Source organism: Agrobacterium sp. B1(2019) (assembly GCF_008274755.1).
Classification (GTDB): Bacteria; Pseudomonadota; Alphaproteobacteria; order Rhizobiales; family Rhizobiaceae; genus Agrobacterium; species Agrobacterium salinitolerans.
Genome location: NZ_VTPB01000002.1, coordinates 725,357 through 744,905 on the forward strand (window position 1 = coordinate 725,357; position 19,549 = coordinate 744,905).

Below are 19,549 nucleotides of genomic sequence, written 5' to 3' on the forward strand. Positions count from 1 at the left end.
ACTCAATTCACATCATCGGGCAGCACCGGCAAAGGCGCGATCTCAATGCCTTCCTCCAGCAGCGCCTGTGCGTCCTGAACAGAGGCATTGCCGATGATGCCGCGCTCATCCGCTTCGCCATAATGGATTTTGCGGGCCTCTTCGGGAAATTTATCGCCGACATCTTCCGCATTGGCGCGAATATTAGCGACAGCCTCGCGGATTTTCGCCATCGCCTCTTTTCTGGCGGTATCCATGGCGAGCGTCTGGCGTTCGTCTTTCTTGCGGGCGGTAGAGACCGAAGGCGCCATCAGTAGTTTTGATACCTGCACGGAATTGCAGACCGGGCAGGACAGGAGGCCACGCTGCAACTGATTGTCGAAATCGTCGCTACCGGCAAACCAGCCTTCGAACTCATGGCCCTTTTCACAGGCCAGCGCATAACGGATCACGCCGCTTCACCTCCAGCAGGTTTCAGGGGAATGACAGTGTCCAGTCCGAACTCGCGGGCATTGCGCAGATTGGGAATTTTGCCACGCGCGGCGGCCACCAGCGACGTGTCGATCTCGGCGAAGATGATCTCCTCTCCGCCGCCGCCGGCCATGGACAGAACCTTGCCCCAGGGATCGATGATGATGGAATGGCCGAAGGTCTCCCGCCCATCCTCGTGCACGCCGGCCTGCGCGGCGGCGATGACGAAAGCGCCATTTTCGATGGCGCGGGCGCGCAGCAGGATTTCCCAGTGCGCCTCCCCCGTCTGCCGGGTAAAAGCCGCCGGAACCGTCAGAACCTCGGCGCCGGCCAGTGCTTCCGCGCGGAAAAGCTGCGGGAAGCGGACGTCGTAGCAGATTGCGAAGCCGAATTTCCCCAGCGGAAGTTCGGCGATACGCGCCACTTCGCCGGGCTGATAAGCAGCGCTTTCGCGCCAGCTTTCACCATTATCGAGATCGACATCGAACATGTGGATTTTGTCATAGCTGCAAATGCGCGAACCATCCGGCGCGAAGAGAAAACCGCGATTGGCAATCTTCCCATCCGGCCGGGCAATGGCCGTGGAGCCAACATGGACGTGAATGCCGATTTCGCGTGCCAGACGGGCGGCCGTCGCAACGATGATATCGCCATCGTCATCACGCAGTTGCGCACGCAGCGCCTGCCTGTCCTTCTGGATTGCGCCCGTCATTTCCGGGGTCTGCACATAAACGGCGCCCTCGGCCGCAGCCGCACGCACCAGCCGTTCCATATCGGCAGCGTTTCTTGCCGGATCAACGCCGGAGCGCATCTGAATGGCGGCAGCCTTGAAACTCATCACATCCTCCATACCCGCGAGAATCGCGGCCGATCAGGCGGCCAGCAGCGCGTCCAGCTTACCGGCGCGCTCGAGCGCGTGCAGATCGTCGCAGCCGCCCACATGCTCGCCGTTGATGAAGATTTGCGGAAAGGTCGTTCCGCCAGATTTCTCGATCATTTCCTGCCGGTATTCCGGTGTCGTCGTGGCGTTATATTCGGCGTAATCCACGCCCTTGCTGTCCAGCAGCGCCTTGGCGCGCGCGCAATAACCACAAAAATCCCGCGTATAGATCGTCACCGGTGCCATATTTTCAAAGCCCTCGCAAACGTGCGGTAAAACGCACGATAAAGTCGTCATTCAGGTTTCATATAGGCCCGGAAATGGCCATTGCAAAGGTCAAAACCGTCACATCCGCGGCACCGGCCTTGCGCAAGGCGCGGCTTGCCGCACCCACCGTCGCGCCGGTGGTGTAGACGTCGTCCACCAGCACCACGCGCTTGCCATGAACATCTGTTTCCCGGCCGGGCGCGAGCACGAAAGCGCCGCGCACATTGTCGCGCCGGGCAAGCGCGGAAAGCCCCACCTGCCGCTCCGTCGGCTTCACGCGCAGCAGCGTGCCGGCAGCCAAGGGCTTGCCGGCGACCCTGGCCAGATGCCGGGCCAGCTCGGCGGATTGATTGAAGCGGCGGCGCAGGAAACGGTTGCGATGCAATGGAACCGGCACGATGCAATCGCAGGCATCCACCGTCCCGTCGCTTGCCCTCAGCATCCACAGCGCCATCAGGCGGGCGAGATCGGTCCGGTCCTGATATTTCAGCCGGTGCACCAGCTTGCGGGCGGTTCCCTCATGGCTTGCGACGGCGCGCAGCCGGTCAAAAGGCGGCGGTTCGGCAATCGCCTGCGCGCTCAGGAAACCGTCTCCGTGATCCCGCGCGAAGGGAATGCCCAGTACCTCGCAAAAAGGGCGATCGATAAAGGCCACATCCCGCCAGCAATCCGCACATAAGGCGCCCTCGCCGCCGGTCATGCGGGTGCAGCCCGCGCAGGTTGGCGGATAGACCATACGAAAGACCGCACGCCACATGTCTCCCGCCGCCGCCGGCACGGCCGCAGACTTCGACAGCAAACCCGAAAACAGACTTTCACCAGCACCCATGAGGTTGACTTTACCGCCGAACGGGTGCCTTTGCGAGAGCGATAGTTCCCTCCCGACACCGGGAAAACGATGCCCCCAAGCGGCATGAGACCAACGATACGGCCCGCCGATCTCAAAGGCGCTTGAGGCCGAGCAGGCAAGACAATGGATATTCTCTTTGACCAGGCCCTGATCGAACAAAACCGTCACCGGGCGTGGGCCAGGCGCGACGACAAGGCCCTGTTTCTTCTCGATATGGCAGCCGAAGAGCTGGCCGACAGGCTTGCCATTGTCGAGCGCCAGTTCGAGACCGCAATCGAACTTCACGGCGGAACCGGCGTCACGGCACGACGTCTGGCTGAGACCGGCAAGGTGGATACCATTCGCCGTATCGAAACCGAGAGCTCTTTTGCGACGGATGCGAATATTCCCGAGGCGGCTTCCATGGAGCATCTGCCGCTTGAAGAGGCCTCCACCAATCTCATCGTTTCACCGCTTGCGCTGCATCTGACCAACGATACGCCCGGCGCGCTGATCCAGATCCGGCGGGCATTAAAACCGGACGGCCTGTTTCTCGGCGCCATTCCCGGCAGCGGCACCCTGCACGAACTGCGAGACGTGCTGCTGACGGCCGAGGCTGAACTGACCGGCGGCGCCAGCCCGCGCGTCATTCCTTTCGCCGATGTACGAGACGTCGGCGCGCTTTTGCAGCGTGCCGGGTTTGCGCTCCCCGTGACCGATGCGGAAAGCTATACGGTGCGTTACGATTCGATTTTCCCGCTGATGCGCGACCTGCGCGCCATGGGCATGGCCAATCCACTGGCAAGCCGCAGCAGAAAGCCGCTCAACCGCGCTTTTTTTCTGCGCGCGGCGGAGCTTTACGCCGAGCGATATTCCGATCCTGACGGACGGATAAGGGCGACATTTTCCATCATCTATGTATCAGGCTGGGCGCCTCACGAAAGCCAGCAGAAACCGCTGAAACCCGGTTCCGCCAAGGTGCGGCTTGCCGATGCCTTAAAGACGACCGAGGTGAAGCTGTCCTGAGCGATCAGCCGAAAGGCTTCAACTCGCCAAAGTGTCTACGATGAACTGAAACACGGCATTGATATTGCTGCTGATGCTGCCTGCGCCAGCGATGAGGGCGGCGGAAATCAGCCCGACGATCAAGCCGTATTCAATCGCTGTCGCACCGTCTTCGCTTTTGCAAAAATTGATAAAAAAATGCAGCATAGGATATTCCCCATCCGCCATCCGGTGCGTTGCGACAACCGGCTTCTGCCCTGTTGAAATCAGCTTTACCCTATGTCGGCGATGTGAGGAATCCGTTACCGTTGATGGTAAACGATCAGCAACCGCTTTTGTTGCTATAACCCGTGACCACGCAGGGCGTTTCCGGCATCGGCTGGGTGATGCTGCGGCGGATGGAATAGGTCTTGCCCACATCGGTCTTCTTGATGGAGCCTGTGCTGATCATGTCGTAATTGTCAGGAAACTGTGCCACTCGCGTGGAGGATTTTCCAGCAAGCATGGGAGTGACAATAAGCGAGAGGGCGATAACCGCCGTGCCGAAAAGCAGCGCCACGTTGAGCGCGCCAGTGCGGCGGGACTTGTCGGGATAAGAGTGACGACCTTCCACCGTCTTCCAGAAATCCTCGTTCATCACCAACCTCGTCGCGCGCAGTTTACCGCTTCTTCAGTTTAACAATCTGCCAGAGGGTGCTGAACGATCTCTTAACATCGCACCGTTTTGGCACGGCAAAGCGCTGCAAACGGGGCATTTTCACGAAGCTGTGACGGGATAATACACAAAAGGCCTCGGGGTCTTCCCGACGTTACAATAGATCCTGCAGGAAAGGGATGAGCGGCTCATCGGCCGGCGGCATGGGGTAATCGCGCAGGGCCTGCGGTTTCACCCATTTAATCGCCTGTCCTTCCCGGCCATGCGCAATGCCCTCATAACGGCGGCACACGTAAAGCGGCATCAGGAGGTGAAAGGTCTCGTAAGTGTGGCTGGCAAATGTCAGCGGCGCGAGGCAGGCGACCTTGGTTTTGATACCCAGTTCCTCGTCCAGTTCGCGGACAAGGGTTTCCTCGGGCGTCTCGCCATGCTCCACCTTGCCGCCTGGAAATTCCCACAAGCCCGCAAGCGACTTGCCTTCGGGACGCTGCGCCAGAAGAATGCGGCCGTCCTGATCGAGAAGTGCGCAGGCGGCGACCAGCAGGATGTTTTTTCCCGCCTCGCTCATTCACCTGAACCCTTGCGCCAGTAGCGATAACGATAAGCCTCGGAGAAGCCGAATTTTTGATAAAGGGCGATGGCAGGCGCATTGGCGGCCTCAACCTGCAGCCAGGCGCTTTTTGCACCGCTTATTCTGGCCCAACGCAAAGCAGATGACAGGATCTGCGTGCCGAGACCCTTGTTACGTTGCGATTTTACGACGTCGAGCGAGAGAATGCCGGCAAGGTCGTTATCCTGCACACAAATCACGGTCGCGAGCGGATTGCCTTCCACTTCCTCATTGATGAAAAGACCGAGCGTCGGCTTGATGGAGCTGACAATTTCCGCAATCGCCGGACGGAGCGCCGGGTCGCCATCGCTGACCTTGATGCTCGCCTCGACAAAACGGCCGATATCGTGGCTCGGCAGGCTGACAAGCGTTTCGGGCAACTCCATGCCGGAGAGATCGGCTGTCATGACCACCACCTCTTCGAACACGGTCCAGCCGTCATTCACGAGAAATTCCCTGAGCTGCGGCGGCATCAACGTCGTTTCGCGCACCACCAGCGGGCGGCCGAAATCCTCGAAACGCTTGCGCGCCTTTTCCAGCCGCACCGCGCTGTTTCCGTAATCGGACGGGTCCAGCGGCACCACGCAGTTGATACGCTTGGAGGGGTGTGAACCCGTGAGACGGATTTGCCAGCTGCCGTCATAAATCACTGACGACGCAGGCCATGCCCGGAAGCTGACGGCTTCCAGACGGCGAACCAGCGGCAGATTGACGGCTTTATTGTCCTGCATTCTCTTCGGCTCCAACGGTCAGCTCCGATAGTCGCCGTTGATCGCAACATATTCTTTCGTCAGGTCACAGGTCCAGACGGTGGCCGTTCCCTGACCGAGACCGATATCCACCTTCACGGGAATGTCTTCGAGACGCATCACCGCGCTGGTTTCCGCCTCCGAATAATCCGGATCGCGCTCGCCGTTGACGGCCACGCGCACGCCGCCGAACCAGATGGCAAGACGGTCGCGGTCTGCCATCTCTCCGGACTTGCCGACAGCCATGACAACGCGGCCCCAATTGGCGTCTTCGCCGGCAACCGCGGTCTTCACCAGCGGCGAATTGGCGATGGAGAGAGCGATCTTCTTGGCGGCGGCATCATTTTCCGCGCCCGTTACGGTGACTTCGACCATCTTGCGCGCGCCTTCGCCGTCGCGAACCACCTGCAACGCGAGATCCTTCAGGAGATCGTTAAGCGCCGTGCGGAACGAGGACAGGCGCTCGTCATCGGCGCTCGTCACCTTAACCTGGCCGTCTTCCGCTGCTGCACCCGTGGCGAACAGCATCAGCGTATCGGAAGTGGAGGTATCGCTATCCACCGTCACGGAATTGAAGGTCGGGCCGACACCGGCCGAAAGCAGGGCTTGCAGGGCGGCGGGCTCGATATCGGCATCCGTCACCACGAAAGAGAGCATCGTCGCCATATCGGGGGCAATCATGCCGGCGCCCTTGGAAATGCCGTTGATCGTGACCATCACGCCGCCGATCTCGGCGGTGCGGGTCGAAACCTTGGGGTAGGTGTCGGTCGTCATGATCGCCTTGGCGGCTTCCTGCCAGAAATCGGCTTCCGCCCTGACGTTCATATCGCCGAGAACGCCGGCAAATTTCGAGGCATCCAGCGGCTCACCGATCACGCCTGTCGATGCCAGGAACACCTCGCCCTCGGAGCAGCCAACGGCAGCGGCGGCAGATTTCGCGGTCAATTCGGTCGCGGCCTTGCCCTTGAGGCCGGTAAAGGCATTGGCATTGCCGGAATTGACCACCACGGCGCGCGCCACGCCGCCGCCGAGATTGGTGCGGCAGAAATCGACCGGGGCGGAGGGGCATTTCGATTTGGTGAAGACGCCGGCAACACTTGCCGGCTTGTCGAACACCATCAAAAGAACGTCAGTGCGGTTCTTGTACTTGATGCCGGCGGCGGCCGTCGCCATGCGAACGCCGCGCAGGGCCGGCATATCGGGATAAGATTTCGGAGCGAGCGGGGAAACGGCAACGGACATGGAAAGCGCCTGAAATTCTGGAATGGGTCTGAGATGAAACGGGGCGGCCCTTAAGCCGCCCCGTTACCGGAATTTTTTACTGCTGCGGCTGAGCCTGCTGTTCCTTCGTGGCTTCGTCGTAGCCCTTCTTCAGCGTCTCATCCATGATTTCGATCTTCTGGTCAGCCTTTGCCTTCTCGATGAGGGCAACGTACTTGTCACGCATGACAAGCTGACGAACCTGCGGCTCGACCTGCTCGAAAGCCGGCGGCGGCGCGATACGCTTGTCTTCCAGCTTGATGACGTGGAAGCCGAACTGGGTCTTCACCGGAGCCTTGGTGTAGGCGCCTTTTTCGAGGCCGAAAGCGGCTTCCTCGAATTCCGGCACCATGCGGCCCTTGCCGAACCAACCGAGATCGCCGCCGTCATCCTTGTTGGAATCGGTCGACTTTTCCTTGGCGAGCGCGGCGAAATCCTTGCCCGAATCAAGCTGTTTGATGATGTCCTTGGCGTCGTCCTCGCTGGCGACGAGAATGTGCGCGGCCTTGATTTCCTCTTCCTGCGGCAGGGCTGCGACTTCCTTGTCGTAGCGGGCCTTTACTTCGTCATTGGTGACGGCGTCGACCACGTGCTTGCGGAAATAGGCGTTGTGAAGCTCACGGTCCTGGATGAATTCCATGCGCTTCTTGAAATCTTCAGTCTTTTCCAGCCCTTCGGCGCTGGCGTTCTTCACCAGAAGCTTGACGTCGATCGCACCGGAAAGGGCTGCAACCTTTTTCTGCTCGTCGGGAAGCTGCGCGAGCTGCGGGTCGAGATTGCTCATGGCGAGGTCGAGTTCGGACTGGTGGATTTCCAGATCGCCGACCTTGGCGACAACCTTGTCTTCCTGCGCGAAAGCCGGAAGCTGGAGGCCGAGCGTGGCCACAATCACCGCAGCCGCAATTTTATTATAGCGCAACATTTTGAACCTTTCGGGGACAATGCCGGCTCCAGACATGGTTTCCGGCTCTGAAAAAACTTCCAAACACCGGATTGTGGCCATTCTGTAACGGGCAGAACCGTTGACATCATTTGCCCCCCCTCTTATCTGTCACGCAACCTCGCGTCCAGATACGTTGAAGGGCGAAGTCCGTCATTTATGCTGAAATCGGCGTGACGGAGAAAAGCGCCCGGCAAAACGGAATTTCAGAAAGGGCCAGTAATATGGTCAGTCTCGGCGGAATAGCCCGCAAGTTGTTCGGTTCGGCAAATGACCGCCGCGTCCGCTCCTATAAAAGCAAAATCGCAGCCATCAATGCGCTGGAAGAGGCCACCAAGGCGCTCTCCGATGAAGCGCTGGCGGCCAAAACGGCGGAATTCCGCCAGCAGCTTGCCGATGGCAAGACGCTGGACGACCTGCTGATCCCGGCTTTCGCCGTCGCCCGCGAAGCATCGCGCCGCGTTCTGCATATGCGCCCCTTCGACGTGCAGCTGACCGGCGGCATGATTTTGCATGGAGGCGCCATCGCCGAAATGAAGACCGGTGAAGGCAAGACGCTGGTGGCGACCCTTGCGGTCTATCTCAACGCGCTCGCCGGCAAGGGCGTGCATGTCGTCACCGTCAACGACTATCTCGCCAAGCGCGACGCGGCCACGATGAGCAGGCTCTATGGCTTCCTCGGCCTGACGACCGGCGTCATCGTCCACGGGCTGGACGACGACCAGCGCCGCGAGGCCTATGCCTGCGACATCACCTACGCGACAAATAACGAACTCGGCTTCGACTATCTGCGCGACAACATGAAGTATGACCGCGCCCAGATGGTTCAGCGCGGCCACAACTACGCGATCGTCGACGAAGTCGACTCGATCCTGGTCGACGAGGCGCGCACGCCGCTCATCATTTCCGGCCCGCTGGACGACCGTTCCGACCTTTACAACACCATCGACGCCTTCATTCCGCTGTTGACGCCGGAAGATTACGAAATCGATGAAAAGCAGCGCTCGGCCAACTTCTCCGAAGACGGCACCGAAAAGCTCGAGAACCTGCTGCGGCAGGCGGGCCTCCTGAAGGGCGAATCGCTTTACGACGTCGAAAACGTCGCCATCGTCCATCACATCAACAATGCGCTGAAGGCACACAAGCTCTTCACCCGCGACAAGGACTACATCGTCCGTAACGACGAAATCGTCATCATCGACGAATTCACCGGCCGTATGATGCCGGGCCGCCGTTATTCCGAAGGTCAGCATCAGGCTCTCGAAGCCAAGGAAAAGGTGCAGATCCAGCCGGAAAACCAGACGCTGTCTTCCGTCACCTTCCAGAACTATTTCCGTATGTACTCCAAGCTCGCCGGCATGACCGGTACGGCATCGACGGAAGCGGAAGAATTCGGCAATATCTACGGTCTCGACGTCATCGAAGTGCCGACCAACCTGCCGATCCAGCGTATCGACGAGGACGACGAGGTCTATCGCACCGGCGAGGAGAAGTTCCAGGCGATCATCACCGAGATCAAGGCGGCGCATGAGCGCGGCCAGCCGGTTCTGGTGGGTACGACGTCGATCGAGAAATCCGAGCTTCTGGCCCATATGCTGCGTCAGTCAGGATTTACCGATTTCCAGGTTCTGAACGCCCGTTACCACGAGCAGGAAGCCTATATCGTTTCGCAGGCCGGCGTTCCGGGTGCGGTTACCATCGCCACCAACATGGCAGGTCGCGGCACTGACATCCAGCTCGGCGGCAACGTCGACATGCGGCTTGAGCGCGAGCTGGAAGGCATGGAGCCGGGTCCGGAGCTTGATGCGAAGGAAGCAGCGATCCGCGCAGAGATCAAGGTGCTGAAGGAAAAGGCGCTGGCCGCCGGCGGTCTTTACGTCATCGCCACCGAACGCCACGAAAGCCGCCGTATCGACAACCAGCTACGAGGCCGTTCCGGCCGTCAGGGCGACCCGGGCCGCTCGAAATTCTACCTGTCGCTTCAGGATGACCTGATGCGCATCTTCGGTTCCGAGCGCATGGACTCGATGCTGCAGAAGCTCGGCCTCAAGGAAGGCGAGGCAATCGTTCATCCGTGGATCAACAAGGCGCTGGAACGCGCCCAGAAGAAGGTCGAGGCCCGCAACTTCGAGACCCGCAAGAACCTTCTGAAATATGACGATGTGCTGAACGACCAGCGCAAGGTGATCTTCGAGCAGCGTCTCGAGCTGATGGAAGCAGACAATATCGGCGAAACCGCAGCCGATATGCGCCACGAAGTGATCGAAACGCTCGTCGCCAAGCATATTCCGGAAAATGCCTATGCCGAACAGTGGGATATTGCAGGCCTGAAGGCCGGTGTCGCGCAATTCCTCAATCTCGACCTGCCGGTGGAGGAATGGGCGAAGGAAGAAGGCATCGCCGAGGACGATATTCTCCAGCGCGTCACCGAGGCCGCCGACAAATACGCCGCCGAGCGGGCAGAACGTTTCGGCCCCGAGATCATGACCTATGTGGAACGCTCGGTCATTCTCCAGACGATCGACCATCTGTGGCGCGAACATATCGTCAATCTCGACCATCTGCGCTCTGTCGTCGGTTTCCGCGGTTACGCCCAGCGCGATCCTTTGCAGGAATACAAGGCGGAAGCCTTCGAACTGTTCCAGGCCCTGCTCGCCAATCTGCGCGAGGCCGTCACCGCCCAGCTGATGCGCGTTGAACTCGTGCAGCAGGAACCGCAGCAGCCCGAGCTGCCGGAAATGACAGCACATCATCTCGACCCTCTCACGGGCGAAGATGAAATGGCACAGAGCGCGCAGGCCGCTTTCGTGCCGGCGGGGGATCGCGATCCGGAAAACCCCGCCACCTGGGGCCGTATCGGCCGCAACGAAATGTGCCCCTGTGGCTCCGGCAAGAAATACAAGCACTGCCACGGCGTTTACGAACAGGCCTGAAGCCGTCCCCGACAGAAAGTTGGGATCGCCCGCACCTTCGGTTGCGGGCGATTTTCGTTGCACCACTTGATCGCTGTTGACGGATATCGGCAATTTCCAATATGGGAGCCTCATCGTCTTTCGGAAAACGCTTTCATGGCTCCTCGCGACTTTGCGTCTTATGTTTTTCTCGCACTCGCGTGGGGAATGTCTTTCCTGCTGCTTTTGCATGTCGTGGAGGCCTTCGGCTGGATCGGCGCGGTTACGCTTCGCTCGCTCGTCACCGCCGTCACCCTGTTTCTGATCGCGATTACAGCCCGCCGAAAGCTTGCATTTTCCGCCAGCTGGCGCGCCTTTGCCGTTGTCGGCGCAACAACCGTCGCGGGACAGTTGATTGGCCTTTCCTATGCGACGCCGCTGGTCGGCACCGCCATGGCGGCCATATTGGTGGCCACCATTCCGCTCTTTTCAATGCTCATCTCACAGCTATGGGGTCTTGAGCGTCTGACGCAGCGGGGCTTTGCCGGTCTCGTCATCGGCTTCGGCGGCATTATCCTGCTCGTCGGCTTTCCCGCGGTTCCCGTTACAACCAGCTTCTTCATCGGCTGCGCCGCCTGCGTTGCCGCCTGCATCTGCGCCGCCTATGGCAGCAACTATGCCAGCCGCCATCTCAAGGGCGTGGGTTCGTGGGAAATCACCATCGGCTCCTTCCTCACGGGCGGGCTGATGACATTACCGCTTCTTCTGGCCGTGCCCCTGCCCGGAACGCCGCGCTTCATCGATTACGGTTATCTGCTCATACAGGCGGTTGTCATGAGCGGACTGACCTACATCACCTATTTCAGGCTTGTCTCCTCGATCGGTGCAACCAGGGCGATCAGCGTGGAATTCGCCGTGACCGTCGTGGCGGTTCTCATCGGCGCACTGGTGCTGGATGAGCCGCTATCGCTTCCCCAGCTTTTCGGCGCCGGCATCATCATCTTGGGCTGTGCGCTGGTTCTCGATCTCCTGCCCAGGAAAAAGGCTCCGCCCACACCCTCCGGGGCGTGAAGGATTTGTTAGCGTTTTCCACCAATAGTCGTGCTGGTCATTGCTGATCAAACGGGATCGCGCTTACGGCGCGAGGGGAAAATGCAACCGGGTAAATCAGATTACGAGCATTACTGGGACCCGCTAAGGGCCCTCCTCATGCTGCTCGGCATCCCTTATCACGCCTCCCTTCTCTACAGCCATGTCCTGCCATGGGACATCAAGGATTTCGACACCAGCCCGCTTCTGAGCGCGTTGGGTGCTGCGCTCGTCACCTTCCGTATGCCGTCATTCTTTCTGGTTGCCGGCTATTTCTCCACCATGGTCATCGGCAAGAAGGGCAAGATGCGCTGGCTGAGGCAACGTTTCCTGCGTCTCGGCGTGCCCTTTGTCGTGGCGGTCCTTCTGCTCGGGCCATCACAGCTTTTCCTGCTGCAACTGGCCGGCGTCGCCAAAGGCGATATCCCGGCTGACCGGTTGCTTGAAAGCCTGCCTGGCCTGCTGCGTCCGAGCGAAGAATGGATCATGCATCTTTGGTTCCTGCCGGCCCTTATCTTCTATTCGATCCTGCTTGCCGGCCTGCTGTTTCTCGCGGAACGTCCGCCATTGGCATATATCAAACACTGGTTCGGCAGCCTGCGCCAGCGGCATGCCGCCCTGTTTTTTGCGGCGCTGTGCATCCTGCCTGTTTTATGGGAATTGACGATCTACGGATCCGGCCTGCTTGCGGTAAAGAGCGGAAGCCGCCTTTTTCTTCTTTATGAACGCGCTTCCGACCCCTATGCGCGTTACCTGCCATTTTTCCTCATCGGCGCGCTTCTGCAGCGTGACCGCACCCTCTTTCACCGCTTTCGCCAGACGGGTCTTCCCACCGGCGTCGTCGCGGCGGGCGCCCTCGCGACGGCGGTGACCTTGCGCCTGCAACATCCTTTTTCGAATTCGGCGCTGCTGGTGCTGGTGTCGGCAGTTGCGGCGGTGGCGACAAGCCGCCTGTTGATCGACCTCGCCTGCCGCTATTTCGACAGGCCGAACCGGATTGCCAGAGGCATGACGGATGCATCCTTCACTATCTACCTGTTTCACCATCCGCTCATCTACGCCTTCGGAACGCTGTTCATCCTCATTGCGCTGCCGCCCATCCTGGAATTCACCATCATCGTCGCGGCCACCACGGCGGCGGCCTATTTGCTGCATCAGGCGATACGTCTCAGTCCGCTCGCCCTTTTCCTGTTCAACGGCATCCGCAAGCCACGCGTGATGGACGATATTGGTACACGGGCCGGCGCGTCCCAAACCCTTCGTTAAGGATGGAGGGGGTATGATCGGCCTGCCTATTCAACTGGAAATGATGGCGTGTGGATCATGGCTATCCTCAACACGGCGGAAAAAGCCCTACCCGCAGGCCTGCGCGCGAAGTTTTCGCCGCTGGTAGCGAAAGTCGCCGTTCTTCTTTCCGGCGGAGATGAGCTCTCCCGTGCGCAGCGCATGGCGCTCGTTGCGTTTGCGGTGCGCATCGTCAGCGCCGGCATCGCCTTCATTTCCCAGATCATTCTTGCCCGCCTGATGGGCGAATTCGAATACGGCCTGTTCGCATTTGTCTGGGTACTGGTGATCCTGTTCGGCAATCTCTCCTGTCTCGGTTTTCATACAACCGTCATCCGCTTTTTACCCGGCTATCGTCTGGAGGACGCCCACGACAAGATCATGGGACTGACCTCGACGGCGCGTGTCTTCGCCATGCTTTCGGCCAGCGCGCTTGCGATCTTCGGCTTCGTTTTCCTGTATTTCTTTGGCGAGCGCATCGCTTCCTACTATCTCATTCCCGTGTCGCTGGCGCTTTTCACCCTGCCAATGGTGGCGTTGGGCGATGTGCTGAACGGCACAGCGCGCGCCAATGGCTGGGCGGTCTCCGCTCTTAGCCCCACCTACATCGTTCGTCCGGTGCTGATCCTGCTGTTCATGCTGGTGGCAATCGGTCTCGGCGCGGAAAAAAACGCAACGACGGCCATGCTCACGGCCCTTCTTGCCACCTATGTCACAACGCTTTTCCATTTCGCCTTCATGAACCGCCGGCTCAACCGGCATTTCCGCAGCACGGCCCGCAGGGTGCATTTCCGCCGTTGGATAAGCTTCGCCTTCCCGATGTTCCTGATCGACGGCATCGGTTTTTTGATGACCAATTCCGATGTGGTGATCGTCGGCCTTTACCTGCCGCCGGATCAGGTCGGCATTTATTTTGCCGCGGCCAAGACCATCGTGCTGATGCAATTTGTGTTTTTCTCGGTGCAGGCGGCCGCCGCCCCGCGCCTGGCCGCCCTGATGTCGGCCAATGACAGGCAGGGGCTTGCCGGTTTCGCCAGCCAGGCCGCGCGCTGGGCTTTCTGGCCGTCGCTCGCCGTCGGCAGCGTGGTGCTTCTGGCCGGCCCGTTCCTGCTGTCGCTGTTCGGCCCCGGCTTCGTTCAGGGTTACGAGTTGATGTTCTTCCTTTTCGCAGGCTTCCTCGCCAAGGCGCTGATCGGCCCGGGAGAAACATTGCTGAACATGGCCGGCAAACAAAAATTGTGCGTCGCGCTTTATATTATCATCTTTGGTTGCAACATTGCACTCAACATGGCGCTCATTCCGGTCTATGGTCTGGCAGGGGCAGCGGCAGCGGTGGCGATAGCCATGTGCATAGAAGCTGTGCTATTGCATATTGCCATTCGCCGCACACTCGGGATCGTCCTTTTTGCCTTCAACGATCCCCGGGCGGGTCAAAACACTGGGAAGGCGGTGTAACGATAAGCATGTCCAGCGATCCAAAGAATCCGGATTTTCAGGATCCGCGTATCGCGGCGCTGATGGCGTCTGCGGAGCGTGACCGTCCCGTGGCCGACAGCAGCCGACGCGTGGGCCGCGATGGCCGGGAATTCTGTATCTATCCGGGTCAGCTCGGTTATGACATGCAGGAAGAACTCGACTTTCTGTCCAATCGCGTCATGGAGGCGAATGTCTTCTTCACCGGAAGGCTTCTCGCACCCGCCATGCCGCGCATCGAAGACAAGTCCGTGCGCTTCGCCCTCATTCGCGACGAGAACGGCGCCAGAAGCCGCATGCGTTTCCTGATGCCCTTTACCGTGGAAAAGCCGGGTTTTTCCATCGGTCCCTCCATCATTCGCGTCTGGGCCAATCCATTCGGGCCGCTCGGCACGCCGCTGGTCGACACCGAAGGTGCTGCCGAAACGCTCGACAATCTTTTCGATGCGCTGTCCGACAGCAACATGCGTCTGCCGAACGTTCTGGTTCTGCCGGATGTCCGGCTGGAAGGGCCGTTTGCCCGCATGTTCAAAGCCATCGCGCTCAGCCGCAACCTGCCGGTGACGACGACGGGCAATTATTACCGACCGATGCTGGAAAGCCTTCTCGACGGCAGGGCCTATCTGCGAAACGCCCTTGCGCCGCACCATTTGCGCGAAATGAACAGGCAGTGGCGACAGCTCGAAAAACTTGGGCCCCTCTCCTATGCCGTTACCCGGCAGCCAGCGGACGTGCGCTACCGCATGGAGGAGTTTCTGGCGCTGGAGGCGAGCGGCTGGAAAGGCCGCAAGCGCACCGCGCTGGTCAACGACCGTTATCGCGCCGCCTTCGCCCGCGAGGCGATCACCAATCTGGCCGAAGCGGACGCGGTGCGTATCCACACCATCGATCTCAACGGCAGCGCGATTGCTTCCATGGTCGTCTTCATCGCAGCCGGCGAAGCCTATACGTGGAAGACCGCTTTCGACGAAAACTATGCCCAATTTTCTCCCGGCAAGCTGCTGGTGCAGAAACTGACCGACTGGCATCTGGATGACGCCAATATTCTGCGCAGCGACAGCTGCGCCGTGCCCGATCATCCGATCATGAGCCGCTTCTGGCAGGAACGGCAGGAAATGGGCACGCTGGTCGTCGGGCTTGCCCAGAATAGCGACCGGGACGTGCGGCAGGTTTCCACCCAGGTGGACATGTACCGCAACACCCGCAACCTCGCCCGCAGCCTGCGGCAGAAAATCCTGTCCTTCGGACGCAAGGGCAATTGATCCGAAGGGCGCCAGCAGCGCCCTTCGACGTTTCTGAAACGGGAAAAGCCTGCTTCAGCGCGAGGCCGTCCGGATCATTTTGCACAGTTGCGTCAGCGCCGCATCGTATCCGCCGCCCAGAATATCGACACAACGACGGGCGAGCTTGATCTGCTCGTTCCGCGACATGTCGTTATATGCTTGCAGGGCATTGCGCATCGCGCCGGGAGACACCTTGCCGGGGCCGCCGGGATTCGTGGTGCTGCCGCCGGGATTTCCGGGCGTACCGGTCGAACCTGAGCCGCCGATACCAACGCCGACACCGAGACCAACACCGCTCGAGCCGCCCACATTGGCCCCGACATTGGCATTGATGCCGCCCGAGCCGCCAACGGACGCGTTCACGCCGGCATTGACGCCACTGGAACCGCCAACGGATGCATTGACATCCGCATTGACGCCGTTGCTGCCGCCGACCGACGCATTAACATCCGCGCCCAGCCCGCCGCCGCTCCTGCCGCCGACATCAGCACTGGCGTTAACGCCACTGCTGCCGCCCACGGAGGCATCGACCCCGAGCCCACCGCTGCCATTGCCGCCAACACTGGCGTTGACCCCATTCTCACCACCGAGCCCGATATCCAGCGCATGAGCATGGACCGGCAGGATCAGGCAGGCGGACAGTAACAAATTGCGAGAAAAAGCCCTCATAATTTCCTCCCTATGAGTTTGGCCATTCCCGCCCCCGCGTGGAAACTCCACGCTAGCATCATAATTCAATTAGTAATTGCGTATATTCTAATTTATTAGAGGCGCCTAATATTACCCTAATGCCGCAACTGCAGGTGTCGCGATCCGGCACAGCCACCGTCCGCAACATTTTGAACGGCGGCCCGGCAAAGACGGAAAACCGCGCACGCAAACACGCGCAATTCAAAAGGATAAGTCAGCTTTGGGGTTGCACGCATGGCCTTGAGCATGATAGACGCCGTGGCATTACCACCGTTGCCCCAATGGCGGAATTGGTAGACGCGCCGCACTCAAAATGCGGTTCCGAAAGGAGTGCTGGTTCGATCCCGGCTTGGGGTACCATTTCCAAAACTACGTTGATTTCTCTAGGCTTTGCCCCGCACGCGGCAGTAAATTCTTTAATGGCCTACCGCCGCCGACAAGCTCACGAAACTTTGCTTACGCGCTCCCGAACATTGCCGGGCTTTCATTTGCCAGATGCAGCGGACTCGATTAGACGAATCCCGTTACACCCCCGTGAGGACCGGCGACTTAATTTCGCCATCACGCCCGCCTTTTTGAAAGCCCGTCCGGGATATCTGCTTCTTTTCGAAGTTTGAGGAAAACAACATGGCCAATGCGACCACCGCCGATAATAGCCGCACGCTCGCCGCTCTCGGCGTCACGGCGGGAATGATCTTCACCGTCGGCTCCGCCCTCGGTTTCCAGCACATAGGCGGTTATACGCCCTGCGCGCTGTGCCTGCTGCAGCGCGATCCCTATTATTACGCCATTCCGCTGGGCATATTGGCCATTGCGACCAGCATCTTCAAATTGCCGGTTCAGATCACCCGGTTGCTTCTTGCCCTTATCGGTGTAGCGATGCTGATCGGCGCCGGGCTCGGCGTTTATCACGCCGGTGTGGAATGGGGTTTCTGGGAAGGGCCGATCACCTGCGCCACCGGGGCGCCTTCCATCACCACCAATGCCGGCGATCTGCTAGGCAATCTGAACGCCATCAAGGCGCCCTCCTGCAACGACGCCGCCTTGCGGGTGCTCGGCCTTTCCTTCGCAGGCTGGAATGTCATCGCAAGCGTTGCACTTGCGGCAGTCGCTTTTTTTGGCGCAAGCCGTAAAAGCCGATAAGCGGAAAACCGCGTTGCAGTCCTTAAAAGATCAGGGCTGCAGTTCGGTATCCCAGTAAAGATAGTCCATCCAGCTTTCGTGCAGATAATTGGGCGGGAACAGCCGCCCGTTATTGTGCAGATCCTGAACCGTGGGCTGGAAGGGCTTCTGCGCCGGGAACATGCCGGCCTGCTTGGGAAGCTTGCTGCCTTTTTTGAGGTTGCAGGGAGAGCACGCAGCAACGACATTGTGCCAGGTGGTTTCACCGCCATGCGCGCGGGGAATCACATGGTCGAAGGTCAATTCGTCCCGCGTGCCGCAATACTGGCATTCGAACTTGTCCCGAAGGAAAACGTTGAAGCGGGTGAAGGCGGGGTTGCGGGTAGGCTGCACATAGGTCTTGAGGCTGACGACGCTCGGCAGCCGCATGGAAAAGCTGGGGGACGACACCGCGTGATCATATTCTGCAATGATGTTCACACGGTCTAGAAAGACGGCCTTGATCGCGTCCTGCCAGGACCATAACGACAAGGGATAATAACTCAGTGGCCTGTAGTCTGCGTTCAGAACGAGCGCCGGCAGGGCCTGTGGTGAAACTGCAATCGTCAAGGGCTTCTCCTGAGCGATTCGGCATCTGCACTTGTATATTAGGTCCGTTGTTACAGGATTGTGAAGCCTATAAATGCAGCGGCGAAGAGCTTAATTTTTGAGCCCTGAAATGGCGTTTTTCGCATTCCTGACGATCAAGCAGCACGGTGAAGCCTCCTGGCCAGGGACACCGCGGGCCGATGCGGCAGGGAGGCGATTCGGCCCTTGCCAGACACAAATCCTTCTCACACCGGACGCAATATCGGTGATATGATTACCCCCGACGGACCATTGGAAAATCAATGCGCGCCGGGCATGGCAAATGTGCGGCGGCGTCCATCATTTCGTCAATGGAGGAACGGTCATGAAGTTGGGCAGGCGGCAAGCGGCAGCATTGCGGGGCAGCCTCGCGGCCAGCGTCCTCATCGCCGTGATCGGTCTCTCCGCGTGCGTCCATGCCCAGCAGTACCAGAATTACGAAGTGACGCCGGATGGCCGCGGCGGAGCGCAGGGAACGATCGGCGGCCGCAATTTCGAAATTTACCGAAATTACGACCGGCCGCCGGCAAACCGCGCCTCCCCCGATACACAGCGTGAACTCAGGCGCGCTGTCCCGCAACAAACCTGTATTGTCGACACAGAGGGGAGAACCCGCTGCAGGTAAGCGCGAACCCCGTTTTCCAGCTTTTTCAGCGCGCTTTGGCAAAATTAGATTTCGTTAAAATGCAATCTATCGACTTAAACGGCCCGCAAGAATGGGTGGCTATGGTGTCAGGCACAAGATAATTGTGCAGGGGCAACGACATGGCGAAGAGAACAATCCGTCTGGCAAAGATCTTTGCCGTCGCTGCCGGTGTGGCGGCAAGTATTGCGACAACAGCATCGGCCGTCCAGCTCGGCGGCCTCACCCAGAAACCCGGCGCATCGCGACCCGGCCAGTTCATGACGACCAGCCGCCCGACCATCGCGCCCATTGCCTTTGCGAAATTCTGCGAGAGCGCCGCCGACCAGTGCCTCCGGATTGGCGACCGCGATATGGTAGAACTGAGCGAACAGAAGCGCGCGGAACTCCAGCGCATCAACGCCGAGATCAACACGTCGATAATCTATGCCAGCGAACAGGACGGCGAAGACGACTGGAAACTGAACCCGGCAAGCGGCGACTGTGAGGATTTCGCGGTGACCAAGCGGCAACGTCTCCTGCGCGCCGGCTGGCCCTCAGGCGCCCTGCGCATCGCCACAGCCCGCACGACGGACGGCACGGGACACGCCGTTCTGGTCGTCAGCACCAGCCAGGGCGATCTGGTGCTGGATAACCGCACCAATGTCGTCAAGCCATGGAAAGCGGTGAATCTGAAATGGATCAAGATCCAGTCGCACGAGGACCCGCGCGTCTGGCTTAAACTCTAGAACATGGTTTCTGGCTAAAGCCGCCCTTTCGGGCGGCCTGCATTGCCGGTTTTAGGGCGGCATGTCTTTCGGAC

21 protein-coding genes and 1 tRNA gene are annotated in these 19,549 nt (G+C 59.7%); 10 read left to right on the forward strand and 12 right to left on the reverse strand.

Going from position 1 to position 19,549, the window contains the following annotated elements:
- Positions 1 to 2: 2 nt before the first annotated feature.
- The 4 genes from AGR1_RS18080 to AGR1_RS18095 are packed head-to-tail and all read right to left on the reverse strand — an operon-like array spanning position 3 to position 2,426.
- Positions 3 to 431: a DUF1178 family protein gene (locus AGR1_RS18080; RefSeq protein WP_149147772.1), complete on the reverse strand. Its 429-nt coding sequence runs from the start codon at positions 429 to 431 to the stop codon at positions 3 to 5.
- Positions 428 to 1,288: a carbon-nitrogen hydrolase family protein gene (locus AGR1_RS18085; protein WP_149147773.1), complete on the reverse strand. Its 861-nt coding sequence runs from the start codon at positions 1,286 to 1,288 to the stop codon at positions 428 to 430. The genes AGR1_RS18080 and AGR1_RS18085 overlap by 4 nt, the downstream gene beginning before the upstream one ends.
- 33 nt (positions 1,289 to 1,321) lie before the next feature.
- Positions 1,322 to 1,576 (reverse strand): glutaredoxin 3, encoded by a 255-nt coding sequence (gene grxC, locus AGR1_RS18090; protein WP_020012079.1) that lies wholly within the window; start codon positions 1,574 to 1,576, stop codon positions 1,322 to 1,324.
- 58 nt (positions 1,577 to 1,634) lie between these two features.
- Positions 1,635 to 2,426 carry a ComF family protein gene (locus AGR1_RS18095; RefSeq protein ID WP_149147774.1) on the reverse strand — a complete coding sequence of 264 codons (792 nt, stop codon included), beginning with the start codon at positions 2,424 to 2,426 and terminating at the stop codon, positions 1,635 to 1,637.
- A gap of 144 nt (positions 2,427 to 2,570) precedes the next feature.
- Here AGR1_RS18095 and AGR1_RS18100 point away from each other — a divergent pair, with 144 nt between their 5' ends.
- Positions 2,571 to 3,452, forward strand: coding sequence for a methyltransferase domain-containing protein (locus AGR1_RS18100; RefSeq protein WP_080795403.1), 882 nt, complete (start codon positions 2,571 to 2,573; stop codon positions 3,450 to 3,452).
- Positions 3,453 to 3,470: 18 nt separating this feature from the next.
- Here AGR1_RS18100 and AGR1_RS18105 read toward each other — a convergent pair whose 3' ends face one another.
- From AGR1_RS18105 to AGR1_RS18130, 6 genes are all read right to left on the reverse strand, one after another.
- Positions 3,471 to 3,659, reverse strand: a complete 189-nt coding sequence (locus tag AGR1_RS18105) for a Flp family type IVb pilin (RefSeq protein WP_080795401.1) — start codon at positions 3,657 to 3,659, stop codon at positions 3,471 to 3,473.
- Positions 3,660 to 3,753: 94 nt separating this feature from the next.
- Positions 3,754 to 4,068, reverse strand: coding sequence for a hypothetical protein (locus tag AGR1_RS18110; RefSeq protein WP_080795399.1), 315 nt, complete (start codon positions 4,066 to 4,068; stop codon positions 3,754 to 3,756).
- A 172-nt stretch (positions 4,069 to 4,240) separates the two neighbouring features.
- The gene (gene mutT, locus AGR1_RS18115) at positions 4,241 to 4,654 is read right to left on the reverse strand and encodes an 8-oxo-dGTP diphosphatase MutT (RefSeq protein ID WP_080795395.1); all 414 of its coding nucleotides are present in this window, start codon (positions 4,652 to 4,654) and stop codon (positions 4,241 to 4,243) included.
- Positions 4,651 to 5,427 (reverse strand): GNAT family N-acetyltransferase, encoded by a 777-nt coding sequence (locus AGR1_RS18120; protein ID WP_149147775.1) that lies wholly within the window; start codon positions 5,425 to 5,427, stop codon positions 4,651 to 4,653. Before AGR1_RS18120 ends, mutT begins: the two co-directional genes overlap by 4 nt.
- Before the next feature lie 18 nt (positions 5,428 to 5,445).
- Complete coding sequence (argJ, locus tag AGR1_RS18125; RefSeq protein ID WP_080795389.1) at positions 5,446 to 6,687, reverse strand: bifunctional glutamate N-acetyltransferase/amino-acid acetyltransferase ArgJ; 1,242 nt, start codon at positions 6,685 to 6,687, stop codon at positions 5,446 to 5,448.
- A 76-nt stretch (positions 6,688 to 6,763) separates the two neighbouring features.
- The gene (locus AGR1_RS18130; protein WP_080796595.1) at positions 6,764 to 7,627 is read right to left on the reverse strand and encodes a peptidylprolyl isomerase; all 864 of its coding nucleotides are present in this window, start codon (positions 7,625 to 7,627) and stop codon (positions 6,764 to 6,766) included.
- A 242-nt stretch (positions 7,628 to 7,869) separates the two neighbouring features.
- Here AGR1_RS18130 and secA point away from each other — a divergent pair, with 242 nt between their 5' ends.
- The 5 genes from secA (at position 7,870) to AGR1_RS18155 (ending at position 15,644) form a co-directional block, all read left to right on the forward strand.
- On the forward strand, positions 7,870 to 10,578 hold the full coding sequence (secA, locus tag AGR1_RS18135; RefSeq protein WP_080795386.1) for a preprotein translocase subunit SecA: 2,709 nt from the start codon (positions 7,870 to 7,872) through the stop codon (positions 10,576 to 10,578).
- A gap of 135 nt (positions 10,579 to 10,713) precedes the next feature.
- Entirely contained in the window at positions 10,714 to 11,607 is an 894-nt protein-coding gene (locus tag AGR1_RS18140; protein ID WP_080795382.1) for a DMT family transporter, read from the forward strand.
- Between the two features lie 81 nt (positions 11,608 to 11,688).
- A complete protein-coding gene (gene mdoC / locus AGR1_RS18145; RefSeq protein WP_149147776.1) occupies positions 11,689 to 12,891 on the forward strand; it encodes a glucans biosynthesis protein MdoC in 1,203 nt (400 codons plus the stop codon).
- Between the two features lie 57 nt (positions 12,892 to 12,948).
- Complete coding sequence (uppV, locus tag AGR1_RS18150; RefSeq protein ID WP_149147777.1) at positions 12,949 to 14,364, forward strand: Wzx-type polysaccharide biosynthesis protein UppV; 1,416 nt, start codon at positions 12,949 to 12,951, stop codon at positions 14,362 to 14,364.
- A gap of 8 nt (positions 14,365 to 14,372) precedes the next feature.
- On the forward strand, positions 14,373 to 15,644 hold the full coding sequence (locus AGR1_RS18155; protein ID WP_080795373.1) for a GNAT family N-acetyltransferase: 1,272 nt from the start codon (positions 14,373 to 14,375) through the stop codon (positions 15,642 to 15,644).
- A 54-nt stretch (positions 15,645 to 15,698) separates the two neighbouring features.
- Here the strand turns inward: AGR1_RS18155 and uppQ are convergent, their stop codons facing one another.
- Complete coding sequence (uppQ, locus tag AGR1_RS18160) at positions 15,699 to 16,334, reverse strand: polysaccharide biosynthesis GNAT family N-acetyltransferase UppQ (protein WP_080795370.1); 636 nt, start codon at positions 16,332 to 16,334, stop codon at positions 15,699 to 15,701.
- 296 nt (positions 16,335 to 16,630) lie between these two features.
- Between uppQ and AGR1_RS18165 the strand changes: the two genes are divergently transcribed.
- Together AGR1_RS18165 and AGR1_RS18170 are read left to right on the forward strand one after the other, a co-directional pair.
- Positions 16,631 to 16,715: transfer RNA gene (locus tag AGR1_RS18165), tRNA-Leu, on the forward strand.
- A gap of 267 nt (positions 16,716 to 16,982) precedes the next feature.
- Positions 16,983 to 17,498, forward strand: a complete 516-nt coding sequence (locus AGR1_RS18170) for a disulfide bond formation protein B (protein WP_035264342.1) — start codon at positions 16,983 to 16,985, stop codon at positions 17,496 to 17,498.
- A gap of 30 nt (positions 17,499 to 17,528) precedes the next feature.
- Here AGR1_RS18170 and AGR1_RS18175 read toward each other — a convergent pair whose 3' ends face one another.
- Positions 17,529 to 18,086 (reverse strand): HNH endonuclease, encoded by a 558-nt coding sequence (locus AGR1_RS18175; protein WP_003585610.1) that lies wholly within the window; start codon positions 18,084 to 18,086, stop codon positions 17,529 to 17,531.
- A gap of 343 nt (positions 18,087 to 18,429) precedes the next feature.
- On the opposite strand from AGR1_RS18175, the gene AGR1_RS18180 reads away from it, so the two are divergent.
- Positions 18,430 to 18,729 carry a hypothetical protein gene (locus AGR1_RS18180; protein ID WP_246669671.1) on the forward strand — a complete coding sequence of 100 codons (300 nt, stop codon included), beginning with the start codon at positions 18,430 to 18,432 and terminating at the stop codon, positions 18,727 to 18,729.
- 140 nt (positions 18,730 to 18,869) lie between these two features.
- On the forward strand, positions 18,870 to 19,475 hold the full coding sequence (locus AGR1_RS18185; RefSeq protein WP_149147779.1) for a transglutaminase-like cysteine peptidase: 606 nt from the start codon (positions 18,870 to 18,872) through the stop codon (positions 19,473 to 19,475).
- Positions 19,476 to 19,549: the final 74 nt, after the last annotated feature.

What these genes read in the sequence shown, in the direction of transcription:
- AGR1_RS18085 (WP_149147773.1), bottom strand. Translation starts at nt 1,288, where the DNA reads ATGAGTTTCAAGGCTGCCGCCATTCAGATGCGCTCCGGCGTTGATCCG.
- grxC (WP_020012079.1), bottom strand. Translation starts at nt 1,576, where the DNA reads ATGGCACCGGTGACGATCTATACGCGGGATTTTTGTGGTTATTGCGCG.
- AGR1_RS18095 (WP_149147774.1), bottom strand. Translation starts at nt 2,426, where the DNA reads ATGGGTGCTGGTGAAAGTCTGTTTTCGGGTTTGCTGTCGAAGTCTGCG.
- AGR1_RS18100 (WP_080795403.1), top strand. Translation starts at nt 2,571, where the DNA reads ATGGATATTCTCTTTGACCAGGCCCTGATCGAACAAAACCGTCACCGG.
- AGR1_RS18105 (WP_080795401.1), bottom strand. Translation starts at nt 3,659, where the DNA reads ATGGCGGATGGGGAATATCCTATGCTGCATTTTTTTATCAATTTTTGC.
- AGR1_RS18110 (WP_080795399.1), bottom strand. Translation starts at nt 4,068, where the DNA reads ATGAACGAGGATTTCTGGAAGACGGTGGAAGGTCGTCACTCTTATCCC.
- mutT (WP_080795395.1), bottom strand. Translation starts at nt 4,654, where the DNA reads ATGAGCGAGGCGGGAAAAAACATCCTGCTGGTCGCCGCCTGCGCACTT.
- AGR1_RS18120 (WP_149147775.1), bottom strand. Translation starts at nt 5,427, where the DNA reads ATGCAGGACAATAAAGCCGTCAATCTGCCGCTGGTTCGCCGTCTGGAA.
- argJ (WP_080795389.1), bottom strand. Translation starts at nt 6,687, where the DNA reads ATGTCCGTTGCCGTTTCCCCGCTCGCTCCGAAATCTTATCCCGATATG.
- AGR1_RS18130 (WP_080796595.1), bottom strand. Translation starts at nt 7,627, where the DNA reads ATGTTGCGCTATAATAAAATTGCGGCTGCGGTGATTGTGGCCACGCTC.
- secA (WP_080795386.1), top strand. Translation starts at nt 7,870, where the DNA reads ATGGTCAGTCTCGGCGGAATAGCCCGCAAGTTGTTCGGTTCGGCAAAT.
- AGR1_RS18140 (WP_080795382.1), top strand. Translation starts at nt 10,714, where the DNA reads ATGGCTCCTCGCGACTTTGCGTCTTATGTTTTTCTCGCACTCGCGTGG.
- mdoC (WP_149147776.1), top strand. Translation starts at nt 11,689, where the DNA reads ATGCAACCGGGTAAATCAGATTACGAGCATTACTGGGACCCGCTAAGG.
- uppV (WP_149147777.1), top strand. Translation starts at nt 12,949, where the DNA reads ATGGCTATCCTCAACACGGCGGAAAAAGCCCTACCCGCAGGCCTGCGC.
- AGR1_RS18155 (WP_080795373.1), top strand. Translation starts at nt 14,373, where the DNA reads ATGTCCAGCGATCCAAAGAATCCGGATTTTCAGGATCCGCGTATCGCG.
- uppQ (WP_080795370.1), bottom strand. Translation starts at nt 16,334, where the DNA reads ATGAGGGCTTTTTCTCGCAATTTGTTACTGTCCGCCTGCCTGATCCTG.
- AGR1_RS18170 (WP_035264342.1), top strand. Translation starts at nt 16,983, where the DNA reads ATGGCCAATGCGACCACCGCCGATAATAGCCGCACGCTCGCCGCTCTC.
- AGR1_RS18180 (WP_246669671.1), top strand. Translation starts at nt 18,430, where the DNA reads ATGAAGTTGGGCAGGCGGCAAGCGGCAGCATTGCGGGGCAGCCTCGCG.
- AGR1_RS18185 (WP_149147779.1), top strand. Translation starts at nt 18,870, where the DNA reads ATGGCGAAGAGAACAATCCGTCTGGCAAAGATCTTTGCCGTCGCTGCC.